This is a genomic window from Mycobacterium sp. RTGN4, from assembly GCF_033804635.1.
GTDB lineage: Bacteria > Actinomycetota > Actinomycetes > Mycobacteriales > Mycobacteriaceae > Mycobacterium.
Genome location: NZ_JAPZLB010000003.1, coordinates 488,948 through 514,166, shown reverse-complemented (window position 1 = coordinate 514,166; position 25,219 = coordinate 488,948). Strand labels below are relative to the sequence as shown.

26 protein-coding genes are annotated in these 25,219 nt (G+C 66.9%); 11 read left to right on the top strand and 15 right to left on the bottom strand.

Annotated elements, in window-relative coordinates; genetic code table 11:
- Positions 1 to 7 precede the first annotated feature (7 nt).
- From manA to SLQ30_RS09405, 4 genes are all read right to left on the bottom strand, one after another.
- Complete coding sequence (manA, locus tag SLQ30_RS09420; protein ID WP_319445983.1) at positions 8 to 1,234, bottom strand: mannose-6-phosphate isomerase, class I; 1,227 nt, start codon at positions 1,232 to 1,234, stop codon at positions 8 to 10.
- Between the two features lie 4 nt (positions 1,235 to 1,238).
- Complete coding sequence (locus tag SLQ30_RS09415) at positions 1,239 to 2,312, bottom strand: TobH protein (protein ID WP_319445982.1); 1,074 nt, start codon at positions 2,310 to 2,312, stop codon at positions 1,239 to 1,241.
- A complete protein-coding gene (locus SLQ30_RS09410) occupies positions 2,309 to 3,736 on the bottom strand; it encodes a phosphomannomutase/phosphoglucomutase (RefSeq protein WP_319445981.1) in 1,428 nt (475 codons plus the stop codon). Before SLQ30_RS09410 ends, SLQ30_RS09415 begins: the two co-directional genes overlap by 4 nt.
- A gap of 94 nt (positions 3,737 to 3,830) precedes the next feature.
- Entirely contained in the window at positions 3,831 to 4,238 is a 408-nt protein-coding gene (locus SLQ30_RS09405) for a DUF3499 domain-containing protein (protein WP_319445980.1), read from the bottom strand.
- Between the two features lie 123 nt (positions 4,239 to 4,361).
- On the opposite strand from SLQ30_RS09405, the gene SLQ30_RS09400 reads away from it, so the two are divergent.
- The gene (locus SLQ30_RS09400) at positions 4,362 to 4,784 is read left to right on the top strand and encodes a metallopeptidase family protein (protein ID WP_319446096.1); all 423 of its coding nucleotides are present in this window, start codon (positions 4,362 to 4,364) and stop codon (positions 4,782 to 4,784) included.
- 9 nt (positions 4,785 to 4,793) lie between these two features.
- Here SLQ30_RS09400 and SLQ30_RS09395 read toward each other — a convergent pair whose 3' ends face one another.
- Entirely contained in the window at positions 4,794 to 5,060 is a 267-nt protein-coding gene (locus SLQ30_RS09395; RefSeq protein WP_319446095.1) for a WhiB family transcriptional regulator, read from the bottom strand.
- A gap of 415 nt (positions 5,061 to 5,475) precedes the next feature.
- Here SLQ30_RS09395 and cofD point away from each other — a divergent pair, with 415 nt between their 5' ends.
- Positions 5,476 to 6,483 (top strand): 2-phospho-L-lactate transferase, encoded by a 1,008-nt coding sequence (cofD, locus tag SLQ30_RS09390; RefSeq protein WP_319445979.1) that lies wholly within the window; start codon positions 5,476 to 5,478, stop codon positions 6,481 to 6,483.
- Positions 6,480 to 7,823, top strand: coding sequence for a coenzyme F420-0:L-glutamate ligase (locus SLQ30_RS09385; RefSeq protein ID WP_319445978.1), 1,344 nt, complete (start codon positions 6,480 to 6,482; stop codon positions 7,821 to 7,823). Before cofD ends, SLQ30_RS09385 begins: the two co-directional genes overlap by 4 nt.
- Positions 7,824 to 7,833: 10 nt before the next feature.
- Here SLQ30_RS09385 and SLQ30_RS09380 read toward each other — a convergent pair whose 3' ends face one another.
- Positions 7,834 to 8,403 carry a hypothetical protein gene (locus SLQ30_RS09380; RefSeq protein WP_319445977.1) on the bottom strand — a complete coding sequence of 190 codons (570 nt, stop codon included), beginning with the start codon at positions 8,401 to 8,403 and terminating at the stop codon, positions 7,834 to 7,836.
- Positions 8,404 to 8,542: 139 nt separating this feature from the next.
- Here SLQ30_RS09380 and modA point away from each other — a divergent pair, with 139 nt between their 5' ends.
- Both modA and SLQ30_RS09370 read left to right on the top strand, forming a co-directional pair.
- On the top strand, positions 8,543 to 9,316 hold the full coding sequence (modA, locus tag SLQ30_RS09375; protein ID WP_319445976.1) for a molybdate ABC transporter substrate-binding protein: 774 nt from the start codon (positions 8,543 to 8,545) through the stop codon (positions 9,314 to 9,316).
- 350 nt (positions 9,317 to 9,666) lie between these two features.
- Entirely contained in the window at positions 9,667 to 10,206 is a 540-nt protein-coding gene (locus SLQ30_RS09370) for an NUDIX domain-containing protein (protein WP_319445975.1), read from the top strand.
- Here SLQ30_RS09370 and SLQ30_RS09365 read toward each other — a convergent pair.
- The 3 genes from SLQ30_RS09365 to rfbD are packed head-to-tail and all read right to left on the bottom strand — an operon-like array spanning position 10,188 to position 13,037.
- Positions 10,188 to 11,264, bottom strand: a complete 1,077-nt coding sequence (locus SLQ30_RS09365) for an NDP-sugar synthase (protein WP_319446094.1) — start codon at positions 11,262 to 11,264, stop codon at positions 10,188 to 10,190. The two genes, SLQ30_RS09370 and SLQ30_RS09365, sit on opposite strands and share 19 nt — an antisense overlap.
- A 25-nt stretch (positions 11,265 to 11,289) precedes the next feature.
- The gene (locus SLQ30_RS09360; protein ID WP_319445974.1) at positions 11,290 to 12,174 is read right to left on the bottom strand and encodes a glycosyltransferase family 2 protein; all 885 of its coding nucleotides are present in this window, start codon (positions 12,172 to 12,174) and stop codon (positions 11,290 to 11,292) included.
- Entirely contained in the window at positions 12,171 to 13,037 is an 867-nt protein-coding gene (gene rfbD / locus SLQ30_RS09355; protein WP_319445973.1) for a dTDP-4-dehydrorhamnose reductase, read from the bottom strand. The genes SLQ30_RS09360 and rfbD overlap by 4 nt, the downstream gene beginning before the upstream one ends.
- Before the next feature lie 67 nt (positions 13,038 to 13,104).
- On the opposite strand from rfbD, the gene SLQ30_RS09350 reads away from it, so the two are divergent.
- Both SLQ30_RS09350 and SLQ30_RS09345 read left to right on the top strand, forming a co-directional pair.
- Complete coding sequence (locus tag SLQ30_RS09350) at positions 13,105 to 14,568, top strand: LCP family protein (RefSeq protein ID WP_319445972.1); 1,464 nt, start codon at positions 13,105 to 13,107, stop codon at positions 14,566 to 14,568.
- A 3-nt stretch (positions 14,569 to 14,571) separates the two neighbouring features.
- Complete coding sequence (locus SLQ30_RS09345; protein ID WP_319445971.1) at positions 14,572 to 15,390, top strand: biotin--[acetyl-CoA-carboxylase] ligase; 819 nt, start codon at positions 14,572 to 14,574, stop codon at positions 15,388 to 15,390.
- A gap of 12 nt (positions 15,391 to 15,402) precedes the next feature.
- On the opposite strand, the gene SLQ30_RS09340 is transcribed toward SLQ30_RS09345, so the two are convergent.
- The 3 genes from SLQ30_RS09340 to SLQ30_RS09330 are packed head-to-tail and all read right to left on the bottom strand — an operon-like array spanning position 15,403 to position 18,323.
- The gene (locus SLQ30_RS09340; RefSeq protein ID WP_319445970.1) at positions 15,403 to 16,566 is read right to left on the bottom strand and encodes an acyl-CoA dehydrogenase; all 1,164 of its coding nucleotides are present in this window, start codon (positions 16,564 to 16,566) and stop codon (positions 15,403 to 15,405) included.
- 42 nt (positions 16,567 to 16,608) lie between these two features.
- Entirely contained in the window at positions 16,609 to 17,118 is a 510-nt protein-coding gene (purE, locus tag SLQ30_RS09335; RefSeq protein ID WP_319445969.1) for a 5-(carboxyamino)imidazole ribonucleotide mutase, read from the bottom strand.
- A complete protein-coding gene (locus tag SLQ30_RS09330; RefSeq protein WP_319445968.1) occupies positions 17,115 to 18,323 on the bottom strand; it encodes a 5-(carboxyamino)imidazole ribonucleotide synthase in 1,209 nt (402 codons plus the stop codon). Before SLQ30_RS09330 ends, purE begins: the two co-directional genes overlap by 4 nt.
- 81 nt (positions 18,324 to 18,404) lie before the next feature.
- Here SLQ30_RS09330 and SLQ30_RS09325 point away from each other — a divergent pair, with 81 nt between their 5' ends.
- Positions 18,405 to 19,064: a GtrA family protein gene (locus SLQ30_RS09325; RefSeq protein ID WP_319445967.1), complete on the top strand. Its 660-nt coding sequence runs from the start codon at positions 18,405 to 18,407 to the stop codon at positions 19,062 to 19,064.
- On the opposite strand, the gene SLQ30_RS09320 is transcribed toward SLQ30_RS09325, so the two are convergent.
- A complete protein-coding gene (locus SLQ30_RS09320) occupies positions 19,019 to 19,540 on the bottom strand; it encodes a PH domain-containing protein (protein WP_319445966.1) in 522 nt (173 codons plus the stop codon). The two genes, SLQ30_RS09325 and SLQ30_RS09320, sit on opposite strands and share 46 nt — an antisense overlap.
- Positions 19,541 to 19,666: 126 nt before the next feature.
- Here SLQ30_RS09320 and SLQ30_RS09315 point away from each other — a divergent pair, with 126 nt between their 5' ends.
- The gene (locus SLQ30_RS09315) at positions 19,667 to 20,287 is read left to right on the top strand and encodes a GNAT family protein (RefSeq protein WP_319445965.1); all 621 of its coding nucleotides are present in this window, start codon (positions 19,667 to 19,669) and stop codon (positions 20,285 to 20,287) included.
- 1 nt (position 20,288) lies between these two features.
- Here the strand turns inward: SLQ30_RS09315 and SLQ30_RS09310 are convergent, their stop codons facing one another.
- Positions 20,289 to 21,419: a glycosyltransferase family 4 protein gene (locus SLQ30_RS09310; RefSeq protein WP_319445964.1), complete on the bottom strand. Its 1,131-nt coding sequence runs from the start codon at positions 21,417 to 21,419 to the stop codon at positions 20,289 to 20,291.
- Positions 21,420 to 21,825: 406 nt separating this feature from the next.
- Here SLQ30_RS09310 and SLQ30_RS09305 point away from each other — a divergent pair, with 406 nt between their 5' ends.
- Both SLQ30_RS09305 and SLQ30_RS09300 read left to right on the top strand, forming a co-directional pair.
- Positions 21,826 to 22,272 (top strand): hypothetical protein, encoded by a 447-nt coding sequence (locus tag SLQ30_RS09305; protein ID WP_319445963.1) that lies wholly within the window; start codon positions 21,826 to 21,828, stop codon positions 22,270 to 22,272.
- 122 nt (positions 22,273 to 22,394) lie between these two features.
- Positions 22,395 to 24,062 (top strand): DUF4832 domain-containing protein, encoded by a 1,668-nt coding sequence (locus tag SLQ30_RS09300; protein ID WP_319445962.1) that lies wholly within the window; start codon positions 22,395 to 22,397, stop codon positions 24,060 to 24,062.
- Positions 24,063 to 24,282: 220 nt separating this feature from the next.
- Here the strand turns inward: SLQ30_RS09300 and SLQ30_RS09295 are convergent, their stop codons facing one another.
- A complete protein-coding gene (locus SLQ30_RS09295; RefSeq protein ID WP_319445961.1) occupies positions 24,283 to 25,218 on the bottom strand; it encodes a glycosyltransferase family 4 protein in 936 nt (311 codons plus the stop codon).
- Position 25,219 lies beyond the last annotated feature (1 nt).

Here is a 25,219-nt window from a genome sequence, read left to right as displayed (position 1 = left end):
CCCTTCCTCAAATGCCAACAGTGGCACGGAACAGCTTGGTCGGCTGGTCGGAGATCAGGCGGATGGGCCCGTCGTCGGCCGCCACCCACGCCGCCGCGCCGCGTTCGAGGGTCAACACACTGGACTTGGCATGCACCTGCGCCGAGCCCTCCGTGCACAGCAGCACCTGAGGGCCGTCGTGACGTGCGGGGGCGTCGACTTCGTGCCCAAGCAGTTCGCCTTCAAGGCTCAGCACCGACACCGCGAATTCCGGTGCAGGCGTGTCGTATGCGAGTTCGAATCCATCCGCGGTGACCTCGGGGCGAATTACCAATTCGTCGGTCGGCGTGAAGTCGAGCACCCGAAGTAGCTCCGGCACGTCGACGTGCTTGGGCGTCAGTCCGCCTCGTAAGACGTTGTCGGAGTTCGCCATCACTTCGAAGCCCACCCCGTGCAGGTAGGTGTGCAGGTTTCCGGCGGGAAGATAGATACCCTCGCCTGGCGCCAGGGTGATGCGGTTCAGCAGCATCGCAGCGAGCACCCCCGCATCGCTCGGGTAGCGCTCCCCCAACTCCAGGGCCGACTTGGCCTCGGCGGCGAATTCCGTTGCCCCCGAGCGAAGGTAGTTGACCGCTCCGTCGAGTGCCGCGGGCACCAGCGTGTCGAGTGTGGACTGCGGGGCCGTGATCCACGTGGTGAACAGCGCCCGTAGCCCGCCCGCGTCCGGCTGCCCGGAAAGCAGGCCGACGAACGGGTCGAGCTCGGGGACGGCGAGTGCCCGCAGGTACGCGATGCTGCGGTCGACCGGGCGGAAACCTGCGAGCGCCTCGAAGGGGCCAAGCGCGACGATCAGCTCGGGTTTGTCGCTGCGGTCGCGGTAGTTACGCGTCGGCGCCGACACCGGAATGCCGAGTTTGTCCTCGCGGGCAAAGCCCTCCCGCGCCTGCTGGGTACTCGGGTGCGCCTGCAGTGACAGCGGCTCATCGGCGGCCAGCACCTTGGCCAGGAACGGCAGCGCATCGCCAAACCGCTCGCGGGTGGCCAGGCCGAGCTGGCCCTCCGGGTCGGCCTTGATGGCATCGAGCAGCGACTGCTCGCCATGATCGGTTTCGAGCTGAGCCGGATCGCCAGGATGTGCGCCGAGCCATAGTTCGGCCTCGGGATGCGCTGTGGGACTGGGCCTTCCAGTGAATTCGGCGATTGCGGTATGCGAACCCCACGCATAGGTTCGCACCGCGCCGCGCAGCAGATCCACCGTGCTAACCCCGCGCCAATCTCAAGTACACCGCAGTCATCTCCAGCCGCACCGCCATCAGCGCCAACTGTTGTTCTGGTCTACCACCTACGGTCGGCGTCGTGACGTCGGGTACGTCTTCGGCGCTGATGACGTCTATGTCGTCGAACCCGGCCAACCTGGTGGCGAGCACCGAGCGCTCGTCACCTGTCGTCAATACGACCGTACGCACTCTCGCTGGCAGCGGGCCGTCGAGTTCCTCGTCGTGGAACAACGAGGACCCGTAGTCGCTGGTCTGCCCTGCCAGCCCGCCCCGCACCGCGACGAGAGCATCGGAAAGCTCGACCGCCGCAACTGCCTCAAGCCCCACCCGGAGCATGATCGTGCCGCCGTGGCGAGCCAGAGCCAGAGTCGCCGCGTTGTCGCCTGCGAGCACCAGTCGCCTGCCCGACATGCGTTCGGCCAGCCGCTTGGCAGGGTTGGTGAACGATTCGCGGCCCGCACTGTTGCGCAGCGCCTCGGCGTCGAGGTCGTCGGCGAGCGCGGTCAGGTCCACCTGCATGCCCGGGTCGATCACGCGCAGGATCGCGAGCCCGGCGCCCAGGTAGCGCATCAACCGGAAGTCCTCGGGCACCACGAGCCGTTGACCCAGTACGACCGACCGGCCCGCGGCGACTTCGCGGAGCGGACCTTCCTCGGGCGCGACGACGACGACCCGCGCGCCACGCCTGATGCCGGAGGCCGCGGCAGCCACTAGGGCCGGATCGGCCGGATCGTCACCGGCTACGACAAGCACGTCCAAGGCCCCGATCCACGGGGGCACCTCCCGTTCGACCACGAACGGCGCAGCCATCGAGCCGCCCAGCGCCGCGGCCAGCAGGTTCCCCGCGGTCGCGGCCGTGCCCCCAGTGGCGACCCAACTCACCGTGCGGGGCGGAAGGTCCGACCGCAGCGGGTCGAGCACGCCCTCGTCCAGCGCGGAGGCGGTCGCCCGCATCTGCGCGCCTGCCATCGACGCCGCGCGCAGCAGCCCCTCGCGGTCGGCGGCGAGCAAGCCCTCGACGTCGTCGAGGTCGATGGTGGCGTGGGGGGCGCTCACGTGGCAGCCCCACTGCCAGAAGCGACAGACGCACTGCCCGAAGAAACGATCGCGGCCACGTGTCCGACGATCTCGTCGACCTCGTCGGTGGTGCGCGCCTCGACGTTCAACCGCAGCAGCGGTTCGGTGTTCGACGTTCGCAAGTTGAACCAGGCGCCGTCGCCCAGATCGACGGTGACGCCGTCGAGGTGGTCGAGGGACCGGATGCGGCCATCGAACGACTTCAATACGGCGTCCACGCACGCGGGCGCGTCGGTGACCGTGAAGTTGAGCTCGCCGGAGGCTTCGTAGCGTTGATAGTCGGCCATCAGATCCGAGAGCGGCCGGTCCTGTTCGCCAAGGGCCGCCAACACGTGCAGCCCGGCGAGCATGCCCGAGTCGGCTCCCCAGAAGTCCCGGAAGTAGTAATGGGCGGAGTGTTCGCCGCCGAAGATCGCGCCAGTCTCCGCCATCAGACCCTTGATGTAGGAGTGCCCGACCCGCGAACGCAAGGCCGTGCCACCGCGCTCGACGATCAGCTCGGGCACCGCGCGGGAAGTGATCAGATTGTGGATGACGGTGGCGCCGATCTCGCGACCCAGTTCACGCGCGGCCACCAGGGCCGTCACCGCCGACGGCGAGACCGGATGGCCGAGCTCGTCGACGACGAAACAGCGGTCGGCGTCCCCGTCGAAGGCCAGCCCGATGTCGGCGCCGGATTCGACCACCCACGCCTGAAGGTCGACCAGGTTGGCGGGGTCGAGCGGATTGGCCTCGTGATTGGGGAACGTGCCGTCGAGTTCGAAGTACAGCGGCAGCAGGGTGATCGGCGGAATCGCGCCCAACACGGCAGGCGTGGTGTGTCCGCCCATCCCGTTGCCCGCATCGACGGCCACCCGCAACGGGCGGATGTCCGAGATGTCGACGAGGGAACGCAGGAACTCGGCATAGTCGACGAGCACGTCGCGGTCTTCGATCGTGCCGGTGGGACCGTCGTAGGTGGGCACCCCGTCGATGACCTCTGCACTGATGTCGGTCAGGCCGGTGTCCTTGCCGACGGGCTTGGCGCCCGCACGACACAGCTTGATGCCGTTGTACGCGGCGGGGTTGTGGCTCGCGGTGAACATCGCGCCGGGACAGTCGAACAAACCCGAAGCGAAATACAGCTGATCGGTCGAGGCGAGCCCGATCCTGATCACGTCGAGCCCCTGCGCCGCAACGCCATCGGCGAAGGCGGCCGCCAAGGACGGCGAGCTGGCCCGCATGTCGTGGCCGATGGCCACCCGCCGGTTCATCTCCGGGTCGGACGCCCCTTCGGCGCGCATCAACCGCGCAAAGGCCCCGCCGACGTCGAAGACGAACTGCTCGTCGATCTCCTCGCCAACCAGACCCCGTACGTCATACGCCTTGATGACGCGGTTGACAGCCGCTGCGGGCCGGGACATGACTTTGGGTTCCCCTCGATCGGCGGACGCTTGGCGCCAGCCTATCGGCTCGCGAATCGCCACGCCGACGGTCAGCGAGTCTGACCGGGCGGGGTCAGTCGGTCGGGTCCGGCAAGACGCGCAGATGTCCGCGGCGGCGGCCGTTGTGTTCGGCTCTCGGAGCGGGCGGCGCCATGACGGCACCCCCGGTGGGATCGGAGAAGCCGGCGGCCACTGCACCGATGGGCCCGGGCACCTCGCGACCTTCACGCACGGCGTCCGCAAGGGCCACCAGGTCGTCGTCGTCGCCATATGTCGGAAGGGGCCCCGCGTGTCGTACCAACTCCCACCCGCGCGGCGCGGTGATCCGGCCGGCATGAAGGACACACAGATCCCAAGAGTGGGGCTCCGAGACGGTCGCCAGCGGGCCGACGACGGCAGTCGAGTCCGAATACACGAAGGTCAGCGTCGCCACGGCGTAGTGCGGGCACCCGGGCCTGCAGCAGCGACGGGGAGCATTCACGGACACGAGGCTATCGCGCAACGTCGCTGCGTGCCGCCGGACACGCGCAGACGCAGGCGGCCCGATCTCCAACCGTTACGATCGACGGTCATGGCCGACCCGCGTTCCCGCCGAGGTCGTGAGATGAGAGGTCCGCTGCTTCCCCCGACGGTGCCGGGCTGGCGAAGCCGGGCCGAGCGGTTCGACATGGCGGTGCTCGAGGCGTACGAACCCATCGAGCGGCGTTGGGCCGACCGCGTCTCGACGTTGGACGTCGCCGTCGACGAGATTCCGCGGATCGCTCCGAAGGATCCCGAGAACGTGCAGTGGCCGCCGGAAGTGATCGCAGACGGTCCGATAGCGCTCGCCCTGCTCATCCCCGCAGGCGTCGACGTGCGGGGGAACGCAACTAGGGCGCGAATCTTGTTGTTTCGTAAGCCAATCGAACGGCGGGCGAAGGACACCGCCGACTTGGCCGAGTTGTTGCACGAAGTCTTGGTGGCGCAGGTGGCCACCTATTTGGGCGTAGAACCCTCCGTTATCGACCCGACGATCGACGACGAATAGGTCGGTCGGTCAGATGATTCCGCGCTTGAGGCGGCGGCGTTCACGTTCGGAGAGGCCACCCCAGATCCCAAAGCGCTCGTCGTTGGCCAACGCGGACTCGAGGCAGCGGTCCTTGACCTCGCAGCCCAAGCAGATGCGCTTGGCCTCGCGGGTGGAGCCGCCCTTCTCGGGGAAGAACGCCTCGGGATCGGTCTGCGCACACAGCGCGCGTTCCTGCCACTGGTCGTCGTCGTCACCGGTCGCGTAGTCGTCGACCGCCTCCGGAACCAAACTCAATTGCGGCCGTCCAGTTGGGGTCAACTGGGCCGGTCCCGTGTTCGTGTGCGGTGTGTTGCCTACTGAGCCGAGCATCCGGCTGTCGAATCGGATGACATGGTCGAAATCGACGTGCTCATAAGACATTTGCCGCCTCCTCACCTTTCTAGCGCTTCCCTAAGTCGAACCGTTCCACGTCCGTGGGGCTCTTCCATTCGAACAAGTGATCGAATCTCGGTCTGCGACACCGGAACCGGCCGGCCAACCTCGAAATGACACTGATGTGATTAGACACGTGTTAGCTGCACCGGTCAAGCTCTAGAGCGGTTTTTCATACCATCCCGTTACCAATTCCGGGCGCGTCGGTTACCTGGCGTGTCGGTCACAGCCCCCGCCATCGACCTTGATCATGAGCAAAGGCCTAGTGTCAGACGATGTGAGAGTCACCGTTCTGGTCGGCGGAGTCGGCGGGGCCCGATTCCTACTCGGCGTGCAGCAATACCTTGGCCTCGGACAGTTTGCCGGGCAAGCCACCGGACCCGCAGGCGATCATGAACTGACCGCGGTCGTGAACGTTGGCGACGACGCCTGGATGCACGGCGTGCGCATCTGCCCCGATCTCGACACCTGCATGTACACCTTAGGTGGAGGTATAGATCCGGAGCGGGGCTGGGGCCATCGCAACGAAACCTGGCACGCCAAGGAGGAACTCGCCGCCTACGGGGTCCAGCCCGACTGGTTCGGACTCGGCGACCGCGATCTCGGCACCCACCTGGTGCGTAGCCAAATGCTGCGGGCCGGGTATCCGCTTTCTCAGGTCACCGAAGCGCTGTGCGCGCGATGGGAGCCAGGGGCGCGGCTACTCCCGGCAAGCGACGAGCGCTGCGAAACACACGTCGTCGTCACCGATCCCACCGATGGGGAGCGACGCGCCATCCACTTCCAGGAATGGTGGGTGCGCTACCGCGCCCAAATACCCACCCACGGTTTCGCTTTCGTCGGGTCGGAGCAGGCGACCACAGGACCAGGGGTGGCAGAAGCCATCAGCGACGCCGACGTCGTGTTCCTCGCGCCGTCCAACCCGGTGGTCAGCGTCGGCGCCATCCTCGCCGTGCCCGGGATCCGCGGCGCACTGCGCTCGACGACGGCCCCGGTCATCGGCTATTCACCGATCGTCGCGGGTAAAGCGTTGCGCGGCATGGCCGACGAGTGTCTGTCGGTGATCGGCGTGGAAACCAGCTCCGAAGCCGTCGGCGCCCACTTCGGCGCCCGCTCGGCCGTCGGCATTCTGGACGGCTGGCTAATCGACGAAGCGGACAGCGCGGTGATCGACGGCGTCGAGGTACGCGGGATACCCCTGATCATGACTGACCCGAAAGCCACCGCCGAAATGGTCAGGGCAGGTGTCGAATTGGCGGATGGCTCAAGCAGAAGGCAGCGATGAGCGTCGACCACGGGACGGCTGCCGCCGTCGAGATCCTGCCGGTGACGGGGCTTCCCGAGTTCAGACCGGGCGACGACCTGGCCGCGGCCATCGCCGATGCGGCGCCGTGGCTGCGAACTGATGACGTCGTGGTGGTCACCAGCAAGGTGATGTCCAAGTGCGAAGGCAGGATAGTCGCGGCGCCAACGGACCCCGAGGAGCGGGACACACTGCGGCGCAAGCTGATCGACGAGGAGGCCGTGCGCGTGCTGGCACGCAAGGGCCGGACGTTGATCACCGAGAACGCCATCGGACTGGTCCAGGCGGCGGCCGGAGTAGACGGTTCCAATGTCGATTCTGCCGAACTCGCCTTGCTACCAGTCGATCCCGACGGGAGCGCCGCGACACTGCGGACCCGACTGCAGCAGCTGCTGAACGTCACGGTCGGAGTGGTGGTCACCGACACGATGGGACGGGCCTGGCGCAACGGGCAGACCGATGCCGCCATCGGCGCGGCCGGCCTCACGGTGCTGCACGGCTACGCGGGCGCCGAGGACATCCACGGCAACGAGCTACTGGTAACCGAGGTGGCCGTCGCCGACGAGCTCGCTGCCGCGGCCGATCTGGTCAAGGGCAAGTTGTCCGGTATCCCCGTCGCCGTGGTGCGCGGCCTGACGCTGCACGACGACGGCACCAACGGCCGCACCCTGGTCCGCGCCGGCGAGGAGGACCTCTTCTGGCTCGGCACCGAGGAGGCCATCGACCTCGGGCGACGCCAGGCTCAGTTGCTACGACGTTCGGTCCGCCACTTCGCGCCCGATCCCGTCGATCCCGCGGTCGTCGAGGCAGCCGTCGCAGAGGCGCTGACCGCTCCCGCCCCACACCACACCCGGCCGGTGCGGTTCGTCTGGATGCGCGACGGCGCGGCCAGGCTCGCCCTGTTGGACCGCATGAAGGCCCAATGGCGGGCCGACCTGACCGGCGACGGACGTCCGGCGGATTCGGTAGAGCGGCGCCTCGGCCGCGGTCAGTTGCTTTACGACGCTCCGGAACTCGTCATCCCGTTCATGGTTCCCGATGGGGCGCACTCGTATCCGGACGCGGAGCGCACCGCCGCCGAGCACACGATGTTCACCGTGGCCGTCGGTGCCGCGGTCCAAGCCCTCTTGGTGGCACTCGCCGTGCGGGGCGTGGGCAGCTGCTGGATCGGATCCACGATCTTCGCCGCCGACTTGGTGCGCGACGCGCTTTCGCTGCCCGCGGACTGGGAGCCCCTCGGCGCCATCGCGATTGGCCATCCCGCCGAACCGTCGGGACCGCGCGACCCGGTTTCGACCGACGAGCTACTCATCGAGCGGTAGTCCCGGGCGGCTAGTGCTGAGGCGAACCAGTCCGCGCCAACCGCCAGTCCGCCAGGAGCGTCGGGGCCAGCCAGATGCACAGCGCGAGGTTGTATGCGCCAAGGACGCCGTAGAGCAGGGTGTCGCGCGGGTCGAATCCGAGCAGCCCGGGGGCATGGTGGGCGGCCTCGACGGCGCAGACGATGGTCAGGGTCGCCCAGCCGCCTGCCGCGATCGCGATGAACGCAACGGTCGTCCAGCGTCCAAGGCAGGCCAGAATCGCCAGCGCTCCCCCTGCCATGAGCAGCCCACCGTGGAGTGGCGTGACTGCGAGGCCGAGCACCGGAATGCCCTCGAGGCCGAAGCGCAGATTCGCCGCCATCGACCAGGCCAGCGCGAAACCGCCCACCACGCCGATCGCAAGCCCCTGCGCCAGGAGGGCAATGTGCGCGATGCGGAACCGCGACGTCACATGTTTGCGGCGCTCCGTTTCACCGTCTGCCGCCACCTCGGAGTGCGGCCGCGTCGACGTCGGGGCGAACTGCGCCGGTTCGGGCACGGACGGTACGGCCACGTGTACCGCATACCTGTGCCCGATCACGCCCACCAGTCTGCCGCTGGTGGGCGGACGATGGACGCTACGCAAGGTGATTGCCAGGTGATGTATGCACTGCTCACAGGCAGCGACATGCGGCGACCGAGCGTAACTTCACGAGTACGACTAGGTATTGTCACGGCTGATGGACAGGCGATTCAAGCGGATGATGGCCGTGGGCGCCCTTGCGTTGCTCGCGGCGACCGCCTGTGACGCGCGCCCGGCTCCGACGACTCCGATCACGGTCTACGCGGCGTCGTCGCTGGTCAAGAGTTTCACTGAGATCGGCAAGAATTTCCAGTCGGCACATCCCGAATACTCGGTGTCCTTCATATTCGCGAATTCGTCTGAGCTGTCGAATGAACTCACAGACGGGGCCGACGCGGACGTCTTCGCCTCGGGTGACCGCGCCAACATGTCGGTGGTGGCCGACGCTGGCGCTGTGTCCGGCACCCCGGTGCCGTTCGCGGCCAACCGGCTCGTCGTCGTCACCCCGGCAGGCAACCCCAAGCACCTCACCTCGTTCGCCGACCTCGCCGCGCCCGACGTCCGGGTTTCGGTGTGCATTGCCCAAGGCGCGTGCGGGGCGACGACCCAGCACGTCGAACAGCGCGCCGGCATCCAACTACATCCCCAGAGCACGGAGCCCACGCCGAGCCGCGTCGTCCAAGACGTGACGAGCGGCCGAGCCGACGCCGGGGTGGTCTTCATGACCGACGCGTTGGGCGCCGGCGACAACGTCACGTCGTTCCCGCTTCCGGCGGACACCGACGCCGTGACGGCCTGGATCGCCGTAGTCAAGGGCACGGATCAGGAACGCGGGGCAGCGCTTTTCGTCCAGGAGGTCACTGGACCGAGTGGCAAGCAGATTCTCGCGGACAACGGTTTCATTTCCCCGCCGAAGAACTCGGACGGGTAAGCAGTCACGTCGGTGAATGTGCGCCGTCGGCGTCGGGGCGCGAACCCACCCGGTCGCGCTTGATCACGGGGACGCTGTCGCGCGTCGTACCGGCCGGAGTGTGCCCAGTGTCAGCACAGTGGAGAAGGGCGTCAACCACGGCATGACCCCGAAATATGCGACGCCGTCCCGTCCACCCGCATGTGCACACGGCCTCATTGAGCAGCCATTCCACCAGCACGTACGCTGTTGCGGCGCTCATTCATTTCCCCCTGCTTCTGCGCCATTGACCGTACACAAGGATTTCTCCTGTCGTGGTATAGCCCGTTGATCAAGCTTCAAACGCGCAGCGCAATGAGAGGCTGGGGGCGATGAGCCTGCATCAGTCGGTGATCGAGGTTTTGACGTGCTGGCAGCCGGCCAGCCCCGCAGACGACGCCCTTCGCCAAGCCGTGCTCGCATTCGTGCTGGCCCGGCCCGATGCGTGCGAGCGGGCCTGCGTCCCCGGGCACATCACCGCATCGGCCCTGGTGCTCGATCACACTGGCCAACAGGCCGTGCTGACGTTGCATCCGAGGTTGGGCCGGTGGGTTCAGTTGGGTGGCCACTGCGAATTGACCGACACCAGCATCGTCGCGGCCGCGCTCCGCGAGGCAGAGGAGGAGTCCGGAATCAGCGGGCTGCGCATCGATTCGGGTTTGGCCGCGCTGCACGTGCACGCTGTCACCTGCTCGCTGGGTGTCCCCACTCGCCACCTGGACATGCAGTTCATCGCCCACGCGCCGCCGGGCGCCGAGCTGGTCTGTAGTGACGAATCGCTGGACCTGAGGTGGTGGCCGTTGGATGGGGTCCCGGACGGGGACTTTGGGCTCACCCAATTGGTGACGACGGCTCAGACGTCGGTCGAGTAGCGGATACCACCGTCGGGGATAGCCACCCCTGGCCACACCCGCGCGCCGCGCAACAATTCGCATCTCGCGCCGATGTGGGCGCCGTCGCCGATGACCGCGTCGCGGATCAACGCCCGTGGCCCGATCCTGGCGCCGAACCCGATGATGGAACGTTCGATGACCGTGCCCGCCTCGATGCGGGCGCCGTCGAAGATCACCGCGCCATCCAACCGGACGCCAGGCCCGATCTCGGCGCCGCGCCCGACGACCGTCCCACCGATGAGCAGCGCACCCGGCGCCACGGCCGCGCCGTCGTGCACCAACTCCTCGCCGCGGTGCCCTCCGAGCGCCGGCGACGGCGCGATACCCCGCACCAGGTCGGCCGATCCGCGCACGAAGTCCTCGGGAGTACCCATGTCGCGCCAGTAGCTGGAGTCGACGTACCCGCACACCTTGAGCCCGTCGGTCAGCAAGCCGGGGAATACCTCGCGCTCCACCGAGACTTCGCGGCCCCTCGGGATCCGGTCGAGCACCTCACGCTGGAATATGTAGCAGCCCGCGTTGATCTGATCGGTCGGCGGATCCTGCGTCTTCTCCAGGAACGCCGTGACTGCACCGTCGGAATTGGTTGGCACGCAACCGAATGCGCGCGGGTCGCCGACGCGGACTAGGTGCAGTGTGACATCGGCTTTGCGGTCGGCGTGACTGGCCAGCATCGCGCCGAGGTCGGCCCCCGACAGCACGTCACCGTTGAACACCATCGTGGTGTCGTAACGGAGCCTCGGCGTCACGTTCGCGATGCCGCCGCCGGTGCCCAGCGGTTCGGCCTCGAAGACGTACTCGATCTGCAGCCCGAGCTTGGAGCCGTCGCCGAACTCGGCTTCGAAGACCTCGGCCTTGTAGGACGTGCCTAGCACGACGTGCTGGATGCCGGCCGCGGCGATCCGGGACAGCAGGTGGGTGAGGAACGGCAAGCCCGCCGTCGGAAGCATCGGCTTGGGCGCGGACAACGTCAGCGGACGCAGCCTGGTGCCCTGCCCACCGACGAGGATGACGGCGTCGACTTCCGCTGGATTCACCTGACTCCCCACGTCCGTCCCACCTTCATTGCCGTCCCTTCGCGAGCTTGCGCCGAGAGTTGCCGACGACCAGGCCTGCCCGCACCGTCAAGGCGGACTTGAACGCCCACCGCAGCGGTGCCTGCCACCAGCCCGGATGCCGATCAGCCAGGAAAGTGTAGGTGCTGGTGTGATGGGCGGCCAAGTTGCGGCCCGGGTCGCGGCCGGTGGCATGACCCTTGTCATGCAGGATCTCGGCGGTCGGAACGTAGACGTTCTGCCAACCGGCGCGGCCCATCCGATCCCCCAGGTCCACGTCCTCCATGTACATGAAGTAACGCTCGTCGAATCCGCCGACCTCATCGAAGGCGGCCTTGCGCACCAACAGGCACGACCCCGACAACCACCCCACGGCGCGTTCGCTGGGCTCGAACCGCTCCTGGCGGTAAGCCGCCGTCCACGGGTTGGACTTCCACATCGGGCCCACGACCGCGTGCATGCCACCCCGGACGATGCTCGGCTGGTGCCTTGCCGACGGATATACCGAGCCGTCGGGGTCGCGAACGAGCGGGCCGAGCGAACCGGCCAGCTGCCACCGCTCCGCGGCCTCCAGCAACACGTCGATGCTGCGCGGGCCCCACTGCACGTCGGGGTTGGCCACGACGAAGAACTCGGCGTCCGAACCTTCGAGGTACTCGGCGACGGCCCGGTTGACCGCAGTGCCGTAACCGAGGTTTCCGCCGGTGCGCATCAGCCGGGCATCGGGGTGACGTTCGAGGGCTTCCTCGGGTGCACCGTCGGTGGAGCCGTTGTCGGCCATCACGACGGTCACCGGCCGCTCGGTGGCGTGAGCGAGTGAGGCGAGGAAGCGGTCGAGGTGCGTGCCCGGCGAATACGTCACCGTCACCACGATCAGTCGGTCGTCGCTCACGGCGTAGAGGCTAGCGGCCCCAGCGCCGCGGCCAACGCCTCGCGCCACGGCCGCAGTGGGGTGAGCCCGGCATCGGTCGTCAGCCGGGTGCCCAGCACGGAGTATGCGGGGCGCGGGGCAGGGCGCGGATGCTTGTCGGTGCCGACCGGCCGCACGCGCTCGGGATCGGCACCGACCAGCTCGAACACCGCCTTGGCTTGCTCGTACCGACTCGCCGCCCCGGCGTTCGCCGCATGCAGCACGGGTTCTCGGATCACGCCGGAGGCCACTTCGAGCAGTGCCTCGGCGAGATCGACGACGAAGGTGGGACCTCCGACCTGGTCGGCGACCACGTCGACGTCGTCGTCCCCTGCTGCCTTCTTTGCGATGGCCGCGACGAAGTCGGCCGCGCCCCCAAAGATCCACGACGTCCGCACCACGTGCGCGTCCGGCATGGCGGCCAGCACGGCGAACTCACCGGCCAGTTTGCTGCGCCCGTACACGCTGAGCGGGCCCGTCTCGTCGTCGAGCTCATAGGGCCGCGGCGTGCCGTCGGGGAACTGCCCGCTGAACACATAGTCGGTGGAGACGTGGATGAATCGAGCTCCGGCCCTGGCGCAGGCCTGCGCGACGTTCTCCGCGCCCGTGGCATTCACCGCGTATGCGCGGGCCTCGTCGCGTTCGGCATCGTCGACCTTCGTGTACGCCGCGCAGTTGACCACGACGTCGTCCGCGGCGACGAAGCGTTCGACCGCAACGGCGTCGGTGATGTCGCATTCGGCCGAGGTCAGCGCGATTACCTCGAGGTCGCGGTCACGCGCCACGGCGGTGAGCGTGCGCCCGAGCAGCCCACCTCCACCGGTGATGACGATTCGATCAGACATGCCGACGAGTCTGGCACGCCGGTCGTCGCTACCCGGTATGCGGCCAACTCGCCAGTAGCCTGGGTTGATGCCCGGTCGTGTCACCCGCATCGTCGCCGTCATTGCGGCGTCGGTCGTCGTCGTCGGGACAGGCGTGGCCTGGGGCAAGATCCGGTCGTTCGAATCGGGCATCAATCACATCAGCACGGCCGCGCTCGGGGGCGGCGGCGACGACGGCGCCATCGACATCCTGCTCGTCGGTATGGATAGCCGCACCGACGCACACGGCAACCCGCTGTCCGCCGACGAACTGTCCATGTTGCGTGCCGGCGACGACGTGTCGACCAACACGGACACGATCATCCTGGTGCGCATCCCGAACAACGGGACGTCCGCGACCGCCATCTCGATCCCCCGCGACTCGTACGTGGACGCCCCCGGCATCGGGAAGACGAAGATCAACGGCGTCTACGGCTCGGTACACCTGGAGCGGCTCAAGCAATTGGTCGAGGAGCAGGGTGTCGACCCTGCGGTGGCCGAACCAGAAGCGACCGAGGCCGGCCGCGAGGCGCTGATCAAGACCGTCGCCAACCTCACCGGCGTCACCGTCGACCACTACGCGGAGATCGGCCTGCTCGGCTTCGCGCTGATCACCGATGCTCTTGGCGGTGTCAACGTGTGTCTGAAAGATGCGGTGGACGAACCACTTTCGGGCGCCGACTTCCCGGCTGGGCCGCAGAAGCTGGACGGACCGCAGGCGCTGAGCTTCGTCCGGCAGCGGCACGATCTGCCCCGCGGAGATCTCGACCGGGTGACGCGCCAACAGGCGGTCATGGCCGCGCTCGCACACCAGGTCATCTCGGGCAAGACGCTGACCAGCCCCGCCACGCTCAACCGCCTTCAAGATGCGGTGCAGCGCTCGGTGGTCTTGTCCGAGGGCTGGGACGTCATGGACTTCGTCCAGCAGATGCAGAAGCTGGCGGGTGGCAACGTGGCGTTCGCCACCATTCCCATCCTGCAGGAGGACGGCTGGAGCGACGACGGCACGCAGAGCGTGGTCCGCATCGATCACACGCAGGTCAAGGACTGGGTTGCGGGGCTGCTGAAGGACCAGGACGAGGGCAAGACCGAACAACTGGCCTACTCGCCGGACAAGACCACGGTGGCCGTCGTCAACGACACGGACATCAACGGCCTCGCCGCCGCCGTGTTGGACACGCTGAGCGGTCAGGGCTTCACCCCTGGCGAAGTCGGCAACAACAACGGAGGCCACGTTCCGAGTAGCCAGGTTCAGGCGGCCAAGGCCGATGACCTTGGCGCTCAAGCAGTTTCCAAGGCGCTGGGTAACGTACCCGTCGTCGCCGACGCGTCGGTGACGCCCGGATCGGTGCGCGTGGTGCTGGCCGGGGACTACACCGGGCCGGGATCGGGACTTACCCCGGATAGCTCGACCGGAACGGTCGATCCTGCGGCCGTCGAGTCAACCGAGCCGCCACCCCCGCCGTCACCGGTGCTCACTGCGGGCGCCGACAATGCGGCCTGCGTCAGCTGATTCATGGCCCATTCGGATAGCCGCCAGCCCCTCGACGTCGATGCGCTGCGGGCAAAGCTCCGCCCCGGGCAGGCCTGGCGTCAGATCGACGTCGTGTCGAGTACCGGCTCGACCAATGCCGACCTGTTGTCCCGCGCTCAGGCGGGTGTCGACGTCGCGGGCAGCGTGCTGCTCGCCGAGTTTCAGAGTGCGGGCCGCGGCCGCCACGGCCGCAACTGGGCCACGCCGCCTCGAGCCCAGATCGCGATGTCGGTCGGCATCGACGTCACCGGGATTGCGGCCGAAAAGTGGGGCTGGCTACCACTTCTCACCGGTGTCGCCCTTGTCGACTCGGTAGCGCAAGTGACCGGCGTCAGCGTCGGCCTGAAGTGGCCCAACGACGTGCTCGCGGGCGCGGACAAACTGGCCGGGGTGCTCGCCGAGGTGGCCTCCCCCAGTCCGATGATCGTCATCGGGTTTGGACTCAACGTCTCGTTGGCACCCGACGAGTTGCCGACCCCGACGGCTACCTCACTGCAGCTGCTCGGGGCGACCACGCTCGATCGCAACGTCGTGGTTTCGGCAATTCTGGATCGCCTCGGCGAGCTGATCGAGCGCTGGCGTTCCGCCGCGGGCCATGACGATCAGCTGCGGAGCGACTACCTGCGGTGCAGCCTCACCATCGGTACGACGGTTCGGGCCATCCTGCCGGGCGATCGCGACATCGTCGGTGTCGCAACGGGAATCGACGAGTCGGGACGCCTGCTCATCGACGACGGCACCGACGTGCACGTGGTGGCCGCAGGCGACATAACGCATCTGCGACCAGCTTCCGGCGCGTAGCGCGCTACCCGCTCAGCGCAGCAGCGCGCGGCTCATGACGACGCGCTGGATCTGGTTGGTGCCCTCGTAGATCTGGGTGATCTTGGCGTCGCGCATGAACCGCTCGACGGGGAAGTCCACGGTGTAGCCGTAGCCACCGAACAGCTGGACCGCGTCGGTGGTCACCTGCATCGCCACGTCCGACGCGTAGCACTTGGCCGCCGAGGAGATGAAGCCCAGGTTCGGCTCGCCGCGCTCGGCCCGCGCCGCGGCGCTGTACACCATCAGGCGCGCGGCCTCGATCTTCATCGCCATGTCGGCGAGCATGAACTGCACGGCCTGGAAGTCGCTGATCGACTTCTTGAACTGCTTGCGTTCCTTCGTGTAGGCGATCGCCGCCTCCAACGCGCCCTGGGCGATGCCGACGGCTTGCGCGCCGATCGTCGGGCGGGTGTGGTCCAACGTGGCCAGCGCCGTCTTGAAACCCGTTCCCGGCTCGCCGATGATGCGGTCGCCGGGGATGCGGCAGTCCTCGAAGTACAGCTCGGTGGTGGGCGAACCCTTGATGCCCATCTTCTTTTCCTTGGGCCCCACACTGAAACCCGGATCGTCCTCGCGTACGACGAAGGCCGAGATGCCGTTGGCTCCCTTGTCGGGATCGGTGACGGCCATGACGGTGTACCACTGCGAGTGCCCGCCGTTGGAGATCCAACACTTGGACCCGTTGAGCACCCAGTCGTCGCCGTCGGCCTTGGCGCGCGTGCGCATCGCCGCGGCGTCGCTACCGGCCTCTCGTTCCGACAGTGCGTAGGACGCGGTGGCCTCCCCCGCTCCGATCGACGGCAGCACCTGCTTCTTGAGCTCCTCGGAACCGCTCAGGAGCATGCCCATGGTGCCCAGCTTGTTGCAGATCGGGATCAGCGACGACGAGGCGCACACCCTGGCGACCTCTTCGATCACGATGGCAGTCGCGACGGCGTCGCCACCTTGGCCGCCGTACGCCTCGGGAATGTGGATGGCCGAGAACCCGGAAGCGTTTAGCGCCGCCAAAGCCTCAGAGGTGTAGCGCGCCTTCTCGTCCACGTCCGCCGCGTACGGGGCGATCTCCTTGTCACAAAGCTCGCGCAGCACCGCGCGCATCTCGTCGTGCTCTTCGGAGAGCTTGAAGACGCTGAAGGACGGGTCACCGATGGCCATGAGAACTCCTTGCTACTCGCCAGTAACTTTACCTGCTGCGCGTTACGGCCCGAGCAGCCGCTGCCGCAATGCCGCGTCCTTCTCCAACACCATGTCCTCGAGGTCGGACTGGAACTGCTCCATCCGCGCGCGCAATCCGGGGTCGGAGGAGCCGAGGATGCGCACCGCCAGCAGGCCCGCGTTGCGCGCACCACCGATCGACACGGTCGCCACCGGCACTCCCGCGGGCATCTGCACGATCGACAGCAACGAATCCAACCCGTCGAGCCGCGCCAACGGAACCGGCACGCCGATCACCGGCAACGGCGTCGCGGAGGCAACCATGCCGGGCAGATGGGCCGCGCCGCCTGCGCCGGCGATGATGACCTCGATGCCCTTGCCTGCGGCGGTCCGTGCGTAGTCGAGCATGCGTCCCGGTGTGCGATGGGCCGAGACGACCCCCACCTCGAACGGCACCTCGAATTCCGCCAACGCCGTCGCGGCGTCCTCCATGACGGTCCAGTCGCTGTCACTGCCCATGATGACCCCGACCCGCGGCTTAATGTCAGTCATGCGTGTGCATCCCATCCGTCCGTCCACTCACCGTGTGACAACCAGTGCGCGGCGCGCACCGCGCGTTCTCGAACATCGGCGACATAGGCCTCATCGTCCAATGAACCACGAAGGGCGCCAAGCACGTTCACGTGTCCGAGCTTTCTGCCGGGCCGCTCCGACTTGCCGTACAGATGCACCTTGGCATCGGGCATCCGCGCGAACAGGTGATGAAGCCGCTCGTCCATGGTCATCGTGGGAACCTGTGGTGCGCCAAGGACATTGGCCATCACCGTCACCGGCGCGATCGGTTCGGTGGAGCCGAGCGGATAGTCCAGCACCGCGCGCAGATGCTGCTCGAACTGGCTGGTCCTGGCGCCGTCCATGGTCCAGTGTCCGGAGTTGTGCGGCCGCATCGCGAGTTCGTTGACCAACAGCGTCCCTGCCGTGGTCTCGAAGAGCTCCACGGCCAGCACCCCGACCACGCCGAGCTCGTTGGCCAACCGCAGCCCGAGGTGCTCGGCGTCGCCCGCGAGCTCGGGACTCAGCCCAGCGGCAGGGGCGATGACCTCGACGCAGATGCCGTCGCGCTGCACGGTGTGAACGATCGGCCAGCACGCACCCTGGCCGAAGGGCGAGCGGGCTACCAGCGCGGCCAGTTCACGGCGAAGCCCGACGCGTTCCTCGACGAGCACCGCCGCTCCGTCGGCCAGGTAGCGCTCGGTGACGGCCCTAGCCTCGGCCAGGTCGCGGGCCAACGTGACCCCACGTCCGTCGTATCCCCCGCGTGTGGTCTTGACGACGATCGGCCCACCGATCCGCGCCGCGAAGGCGTCCACGTCCGCCGGCTGGAGCACCTCGGCGTAGCGCGGCACCGGTGCTCCGAGCTCCTCGAGCTTGCGGCGCATCACCAGCTTGTCCTGCGCGTGAATGAGCGCCTCAGGTGGCGGCGCGACATTCACACCCTCGGCGACGAGCGTCTCCAGTAGCGGCCCCGGGACGTGCTCGTGGTCGAACGTCAGCGCGGCCGCTCCCGCCGCGGCCCGCCGCAGGGCATCGAGGTCGGTGTGCGCCCCGATGACCACGTCGGGTGTGACCTGCGCCGCAGGGTCATCCGGTGCGGCGGCCAGCACCCGCAGCGTCTGACCAAGGGCAATCGCGGCCTGATGGGTCATCCTGGCCAGTTGCCCGCCGCCGATCATGGCGACGACAGGGGGTGCACTCACGCTGCTATGTTGTCACGGCCGTCGAGGCCCCTACCTGCACGGGTACGCCTCGCGTGCCTTGTTTCCGTACACTCGCCTCTTGTGTCTTTCGCTGATGCCACCATTGCGCGGCTCCCGCGCCCGATCCGGCCCTTTGCCGAGCGGCATCATGAGCTCATCAAGTTCGCGATCGTCGGCGGAACGACGTTCATCATCGACTCCGCCATCTTCTTCACGCTCAAGCTGACGATCCTCGAGCCCAAGCCGGTCACGGCCAAGATCATTGCGGGCGTCGTCGCGGTCATCGCGTCGTACATCCTGAACCGGGAATGGAGCTTCCGCGACCGAGGCGGCCGCGAGCGTCACCACGAAGCCCTGCTGTTCTTCGGAGTCAGCGCCGTCGGCGTGGTGCTCAGCATGGCTCCGCTGTGGGTGTCCAGCTACGTGCTGGAACTACGCGTCCCCATGGTGAGCCTGACCATGGAGAACATCGCCGACTTCGTGTCGGCGTACATCATCGGCAACCTGCTCCAGATGGCGTTCCGGTTCTGGGCGTTCCGGCGCTGGGTGTTCCCCGACGAGCTCGCCCGCCATCCCGACAGGGCAATCGAGGCATCGTTCACCGCCGGAGGCCTTGCGGAGGCCATCGAGGACGAGATCCAAGAGGGCCACGGCAGCGTGACGCCGTTGCGGCACCGGCGCGCCCACCTCGACGATCAGCTAGGCGATTCCTCCGACCCCAGGGTGTCGAAGACTTCGTGATACAGCAGTGAGTGAACCTGTTCCACACGCGGGATGTCGTGGAACTCAAGGGGATCTTGGCTCGCGGACTCGATGATCAGGGTGCCGGTGCGCACCATCCGATCCAACAGCCCATGGCGGAACTCGACGCTGTTGATGCGGGCCAGCGGAATGTCGATGCCCGACCGGGTCAGTACGCCGTGCCGGAACATCACCCTGCGGTCGGTGATGACGAAATGCGTTGAGCGCCAGTTCAGGAACGGCCACAGCACCAGCCACCCGACGATGATCAACCACACCACGCCGATGACCGCCATCACGACGTTGGTAGCGACGGTCGACGTCCAACCGGCTTTGCTCACCACCGCGGCGCCGAACGCCGCCAACGCAGTCGCGATGAGCAGCACCAATACCGGCAGGATCAGCCGCTTCCAGTGCGGATGACGATGCAGCACTACCCGCTCGTCGGCGGCAAGCACGTTTTCCGGGTACCCCACGGGGGCGACTTTACCTAGGCCGTGCACCGTTGCGCGGGAATCCGAATCAAGGGCTGATCACATACAGTGGAGCGCGCCAGTTTGCCACCACATCCCATGAATACGACGGAGAGGGAGTGCGCTCAGTTGACCGAGCTCGTTTCGGGTATCAAAAGCCGTTTCGGTTCCGCCCCCACCCTGAGCGCCACCACCCCAGGCGGGCTCAACGTCGTGCTGCGCACGCCCCGGTTTCGTGACGCGGACTCCTGGCGACGGGTTCGAATGCTCAATCAGGCTGAGATAGAACCGGTTTGGGGATACTCCGACCTCAGCTGGCCAGATCGCCACCGCCGCCGCGACTGGATACGCGAATGCATCGACGCGCGGAAACGGTTGCGGGCAGGCAGTTGCGTGCACACCGTGGTCGAAGTCGACGGAGAGCTGGCGGGCCAGTGCGATGCGTGGTTGGAGCGGTACCACAAGCGGGGCGAGATCGGAGTATGGATTGACTCCCGATGGACCGGCCAACGCGTGGGTACGACTGCCCTCGGCCTGCTGGTCGACTACCTGTTCGCTGAAGTCGGACTCGAGCGCGTCACCGCGCCGATTGCACTGGGCAATATTCCGATCGTGCAACTAACGAAGCGGTTGGGCTTCGCCCACGAGGGCCTCATGCGGAGCTATTTGGAAGTGGGCAAGGGACGGTGCGACCACGACCTGTACAGCCAGACCCGCGAGGAGTGGATTGCGCACGATGGCGCTCGGTGAGCTAGCGCCTTGCCGCGGCAATCCACAACTCGTGCAAAGCTTCCCGCCACTGCGTGATGTCGAAAGCGCTCATTCGCGCACGGGCGGCAGCCGACAACCGGTTCCGCAGTTCGTCGTCGACAACCAACGACCGTAAGGCTGCTGCAAGTTGCTCGGCGTCACCCGGGGCGACGAGCAAGCCGTCAACCCCGTCGGTTATCACCTCGGGGATGGCCCCGACCGGTGTCGTCACCGGCACAACGCCGTGAGCCATCGCCTCGAGAATCGCCATCGGCAACCCCTCATGGTAGCTGGGCAACACCATGATCGCCGATTCGGCCAGCAGCCGATCCCGCTCTTCCGGACCGACCCAGCCGACGATGTCGATGGCGTCGTCGAGGCCATTGCGGTGCACGAACTCGCGCGCCTGCTCAACCTCGCCGTCGCCGGCCAGGGTGATCGGCAGGCCTGCCCGAACGTCCTCTGGCAAGAGTCCGGCCGCTCGGATCAGGTCGTACGTGCCCTTTCTGGCCCCCAGCCTGCCGAGCGATACGGCTCTCAGCTCACCCCGGCCATGTCGCACGGGCGGATTCAGGGGTACAACGACGGGGTTGTACAACACGCGCATGTTGGAGTCATCGAGATCCAGGCTCCTGCGGCACTCGTCGACCTGGGACTGCCCGAGCACCAGGCAATAGTCGGCGCGCAACGCTGCGCGCACGGCCCGGCGGGCCGGAGCTGGCAGTGCGTCCATCCATTCGAAGAAGTTCGCACCGTGGCAGTGCACGATCGTGGCCACACCGCGCAGTCGGGCAACGAACAGCGGAACTGCCTTGCGGACGATGCTGCCGCGCAAAGAGACGTGCGCATGCAATACGTCCACCCGCCCGCAGAGCACAAGCACCGACGCCTTGACCATGCCCCAGACACCGATCGAGAGCCGTACTACCGACGAGCCGTCCATGTAGGTGGGAACAGCCCGGATCCGGAATCGAGTGTCCGGATCCCCGACCATGTGCTCCGCGACCGTCGCCATGCCGCCGCGGCTGTTGGGCGACGTTGGCGCAGGGCCAATGGTGAGCACCCGAATCGGGTACCGCACCGATGTCGCCGACGCCGTCGACTCATGTGCGCCGACCGTCGATTCGGACACCGAAGCATGCCCCCTTCTCCCGCAACGATTGGATCGCTTGGCAACGCCGCCGAATACCTTCAGCAGGCTTACTGACAGACCACCATACTGGCATGTGCTGCACATTTAGCAAACAAATGATCGCGCGCGCTCAGGCCAGGTGACACGACATCTGCGGTGTCAGCGGGCCTGCACGCAGGTCTGGAGCCGCGGCGTTCCCTCCGCGCAGCTTGCTGCGGTCCGTTTGCCCGCGCACACCCCACTACCAGACCCGGAACAGACGTCGGCAACGTTCGTCTGGTAAGCAATGCCCATGAGACGGACATTCGGCGCACTCGGAGCACTCTGCGTTATCCCGACTCTGATACTCACCGGATGCTCGGACAAAAGTGGCCCGGCGGCGCCAGCGACAACCTCGGATGCCAACGTGACCAACCCAACCCCGACGCAGCTCCCAAGCCCGAGTAGTCCGCTGCCGCTGGGCTCCCCCTTCACGATCACCGATCCCGGATTCGCGGACGAGGTCACGGTATTCGCCGTCGACCAGAACATGGCGCAGCAGGCCGCCGCGCCCCCGAGTGGGGGCCACTGGGTGGGAGCCGACGTGCAGGCCTGCCTGAAGGACTCCCGGACCGCTTTCACGGTCAGCTGGGCCGACTGGTCGGTGTCCGATGCCGGCAACGGCCAGTACCAAGCCAGCTCCGACCGTTTGCCCGAATTCCCCACCCCGCAGTTCCCATTTGCAAACGAGCCATTGGCTGTCGGCGAATGTGTCCGGGGCTGGGTGGCGTTCCCAGTGGCATTCGGCGTCCAGATCACCACGGTGAAGTACAAGCCCGAGGGTAGGATTCCCGTCTTCTGGACCGCCGGATAAGGGCGACAACGGTTTACGCGCTCATGGAGTCCCACCCGGAAGACTCGTTATCGACCTGAATGGTGAGGCCGCCGCAGCGGCCTCGGTTCTGTCCGTCACCAGACAATACGATGGAGGCACTCTTGAAGCGCCGTGGCTTCACAGTCGCTTGCGTTGCGCTTGTTGCGCTCATGACCATTCAGGCTGCGCCCGTTGCCGCCACGCCGACCACAGCGCCACCACTGCCCAAGCCGCCGATCACGGTGCCGACCAAGCCGCCACCACCACCGCCGCCGCCAACGCCGCCCATCAGTACGGTCCAACCTGGTGCATTGACGCCCTTTACGGCACTTGACGTAAACAATCCGAAGCGCGGACAGTACGAGAACCTGATGGAAGGGCTGTTCCCCCAGTCCTATCCGGCGCAGAAGAAATATCCGCCATGGCCGGCGGCATTCGATGCGGGCGACCGGTTCGACTGGCGCGCGCTGCAACCCACACCGACGACCTTCGATTTCGCGCCCATCGACACCGAAATCGCCAAAGCCGCGGCCGCGGGTAAGCGCTTCCACTTTCGCGTAGCGGCGTTCAACTCATGCTGCTTGACGTCCTATCCCAACAACATCGATATCGGGGTCCCCGACTGGCTGCGGGCGCTCCCGGGCGCGACCAAAAATTACCTCCACGACGGCATCACTTATGTGATCCCAGATTGGAACAATGACAAATACCTCAGCGCCGCTGAACGGCTCATCACCGCACTGGGACGGCGGTACAACAAAGATGAGCGTGTCGAATGGTTCGAATTCTCCGGGTACGGAGATTTCAGCGAAAACCAGATCGCCTTCATGCGCGACAAGCTGGGGGCACCCGGACCCGCGCCGGAGCAGAGTATCGCCAAACTGGGTTACTACAGCCAGTACCGGGACCAGTCGATCACGAAGGCGTCGATCACCCGGCTGGTGAAAGCCACCCTGGCCGCCTTTCCGGATACCCAAATCATCGTCAATCCCGGCAACCCCGAGCTCACCCGCCAACTACTGAATGCACGCCCCTTGAAACCCGTCGGCATCCGCGGCGACTGCCTCGGGGTCTACGAGCCCCCCCAGACCTGGGCCGTGAATCAATGGTCCTACTACGTGCAGCACAACGACCCGCTCGTCGCGACCATCCGGAGTCGGTGGAAGACCGCCCCGGTGATCACCGAATGGTGCAACTGGCAGCCCAACGGCGACCTACCCTACTTCCAGCAGGCCATCAGAAACACCGTTAACTACCACGTATCCCTGGTCTCGAGCGCGGTCAGCCCATACCAGGGCACGACCACGATGCCCGCGAACATCTACGACTTATGGTCCCGCACGAACAAATTCGCCGGCTACCGCTACGCGGTGACTCGCGCGACCCTACCTCCAACCGTCGCGGCGGGGAGGTCGCTGCCCGTCACGGTCCAGTGGACGAACTTCGGTAGCGCACCGAGCTACGACAACTGGCAAGTCACCTACGAGGTAATCGATCGCTCCAACAAGGTCGTCAAATCGGTGCCGTCCGGCCTGTCCTTGGCCAGCCTCGCTGCCGCACAGGATTTCGCTACCACCGCAACGGAGCCGGCCTCGCAATCAGTAGACGACCGCACCGCCCTGCCAACTATTGACTTGGCAACCGGCACCTACACGCTGATCGCGAAGGTGATCTGGAAAGAGCACAAGTCAGGTGGTTCCAACCCGGTGAACTTTGCGCCGATGAGCCTGGCCCAGGCGGGTCGCAACGCAGCCGGCGGTTACCCGATCGGCAGCTTTCGTGTCGGGTGAGCTCCGACGACAACACGTCCACCGGCACTGCACACTCGGAAGGCTGACCGGGTCGACTGCCCGCTGAACGGCATTTCGGGTTAGCATCGTGTTTGCTGTAATTGCAACTCCGTGTCAATTAACCCTGAAAAGTGGTTGTCACCCGCCGGGAGGAAGACGTGCATCGCCGCGCCGCCCTGATCAAGTCCGCTGACGAATCAGCAGATCCCAGCAGCAACGCTCATATGGTCTTCATCAGGGCAGCCAGGTCACTCGCCATGACGCCGGAGGTGAACCGTTCCCTGACGCGGATCGCCCCGGCCGCGCCCATCTCGGCCCGCCGCTGCGGATCGGCGAGCAGTTCGCCGATCGCCCCGGCGAACGCCTCGACGTCGTTCGGCGGCACCAAGAGCCCGGTGACACCGTGCTCGACATAATCGGAGATCCCTGGGTTGTCCGTCATAACGACCGGCCGCCCGCTGGACATCGCCTCCAGCGCCACGGTCAGCCCCGAGCCGCTCAGCGTGGGTTTGAGCGCGATCGCCACGACGCTCGCGTTGCGGTACAGGTCGCGCATCTTTCCATCCAGCCGCCCGCGATGCACGACGCCGAGCTCGGCGGGAACGTCGACGGTAAGAGCGGTGGCCAGCTCAAACCCGATGTCGGGGTGTCTGCCGCGCAGGCTTGCCACCGCGGACACCAGCAGCGCATGGTCGCGGTAACGGTCCTCCCCCGCGCTGACAACGACATTCGGAGATCGTGGCTCGGGTTGCAGACCATAGAAATCGGTGTCGATGCCGACCGGGACGAAGTGCAACCGGGATTGCGGAACGCCCCACTCGCGGCCCAACGTCGACAGCACGGGTGCGCACTGCGTCCATACCGCAGCCGCGCGTCCCAATGCCCTCGCCGCGAGCACAGCATGAACGGGCGGCGCGGCCGCCTTGGCGGTCAACCATCCGACGCCGAGCACCACCGGCGCGTGCCGCGGGGTGCGCAGCAGACTGGCCGGGATCCCGGTGCGCTCGTCGTACGCGAGCACCACGTCGGTGCAGCGGCTACGGCGGGCACCGGATTCAGCAAGCCCCTCCAACAGTTCCACCCCCGACGTACGGTGGCGCACCGCACTGGCCACCCGTTCGGCGGCGCGACCGAACTCAGTTTCGCCGAATGTCACG

Excerpts from the sequence above, each read along its gene's own strand:
- SLQ30_RS09410 (WP_319445981.1), bottom strand. The coding sequence starts at position 3,736 with ATGTCCCGGCCCGCAGCGGCTGTCAACCGCGTCATCAAGGCGTATGAC.
- SLQ30_RS09400 (WP_319446096.1), top strand. The coding sequence starts at position 4,362 with ATGAGAGGTCCGCTGCTTCCCCCGACGGTGCCGGGCTGGCGAAGCCGG.
- SLQ30_RS09385 (WP_319445978.1), top strand. The coding sequence starts at position 6,480 with ATGAGCGTCGACCACGGGACGGCTGCCGCCGTCGAGATCCTGCCGGTG.
- modA (WP_319445976.1), top strand. The coding sequence starts at position 8,543 with ATGGACAGGCGATTCAAGCGGATGATGGCCGTGGGCGCCCTTGCGTTG.
- SLQ30_RS09370 (WP_319445975.1), top strand. The coding sequence starts at position 9,667 with ATGAGCCTGCATCAGTCGGTGATCGAGGTTTTGACGTGCTGGCAGCCG.
- rfbD (WP_319445973.1), bottom strand. The coding sequence starts at position 13,037 with ATGTCTGATCGAATCGTCATCACCGGTGGAGGTGGGCTGCTCGGGCGC.
- SLQ30_RS09350 (WP_319445972.1), top strand. The coding sequence starts at position 13,105 with ATGCCCGGTCGTGTCACCCGCATCGTCGCCGTCATTGCGGCGTCGGTC.
- SLQ30_RS09345 (WP_319445971.1), top strand. The coding sequence starts at position 14,572 with ATGGCCCATTCGGATAGCCGCCAGCCCCTCGACGTCGATGCGCTGCGG.
- SLQ30_RS09340 (WP_319445970.1), bottom strand. The coding sequence starts at position 16,566 with ATGGCCATCGGTGACCCGTCCTTCAGCGTCTTCAAGCTCTCCGAAGAG.
- purE (WP_319445969.1), bottom strand. The coding sequence starts at position 17,118 with ATGACTGACATTAAGCCGCGGGTCGGGGTCATCATGGGCAGTGACAGC.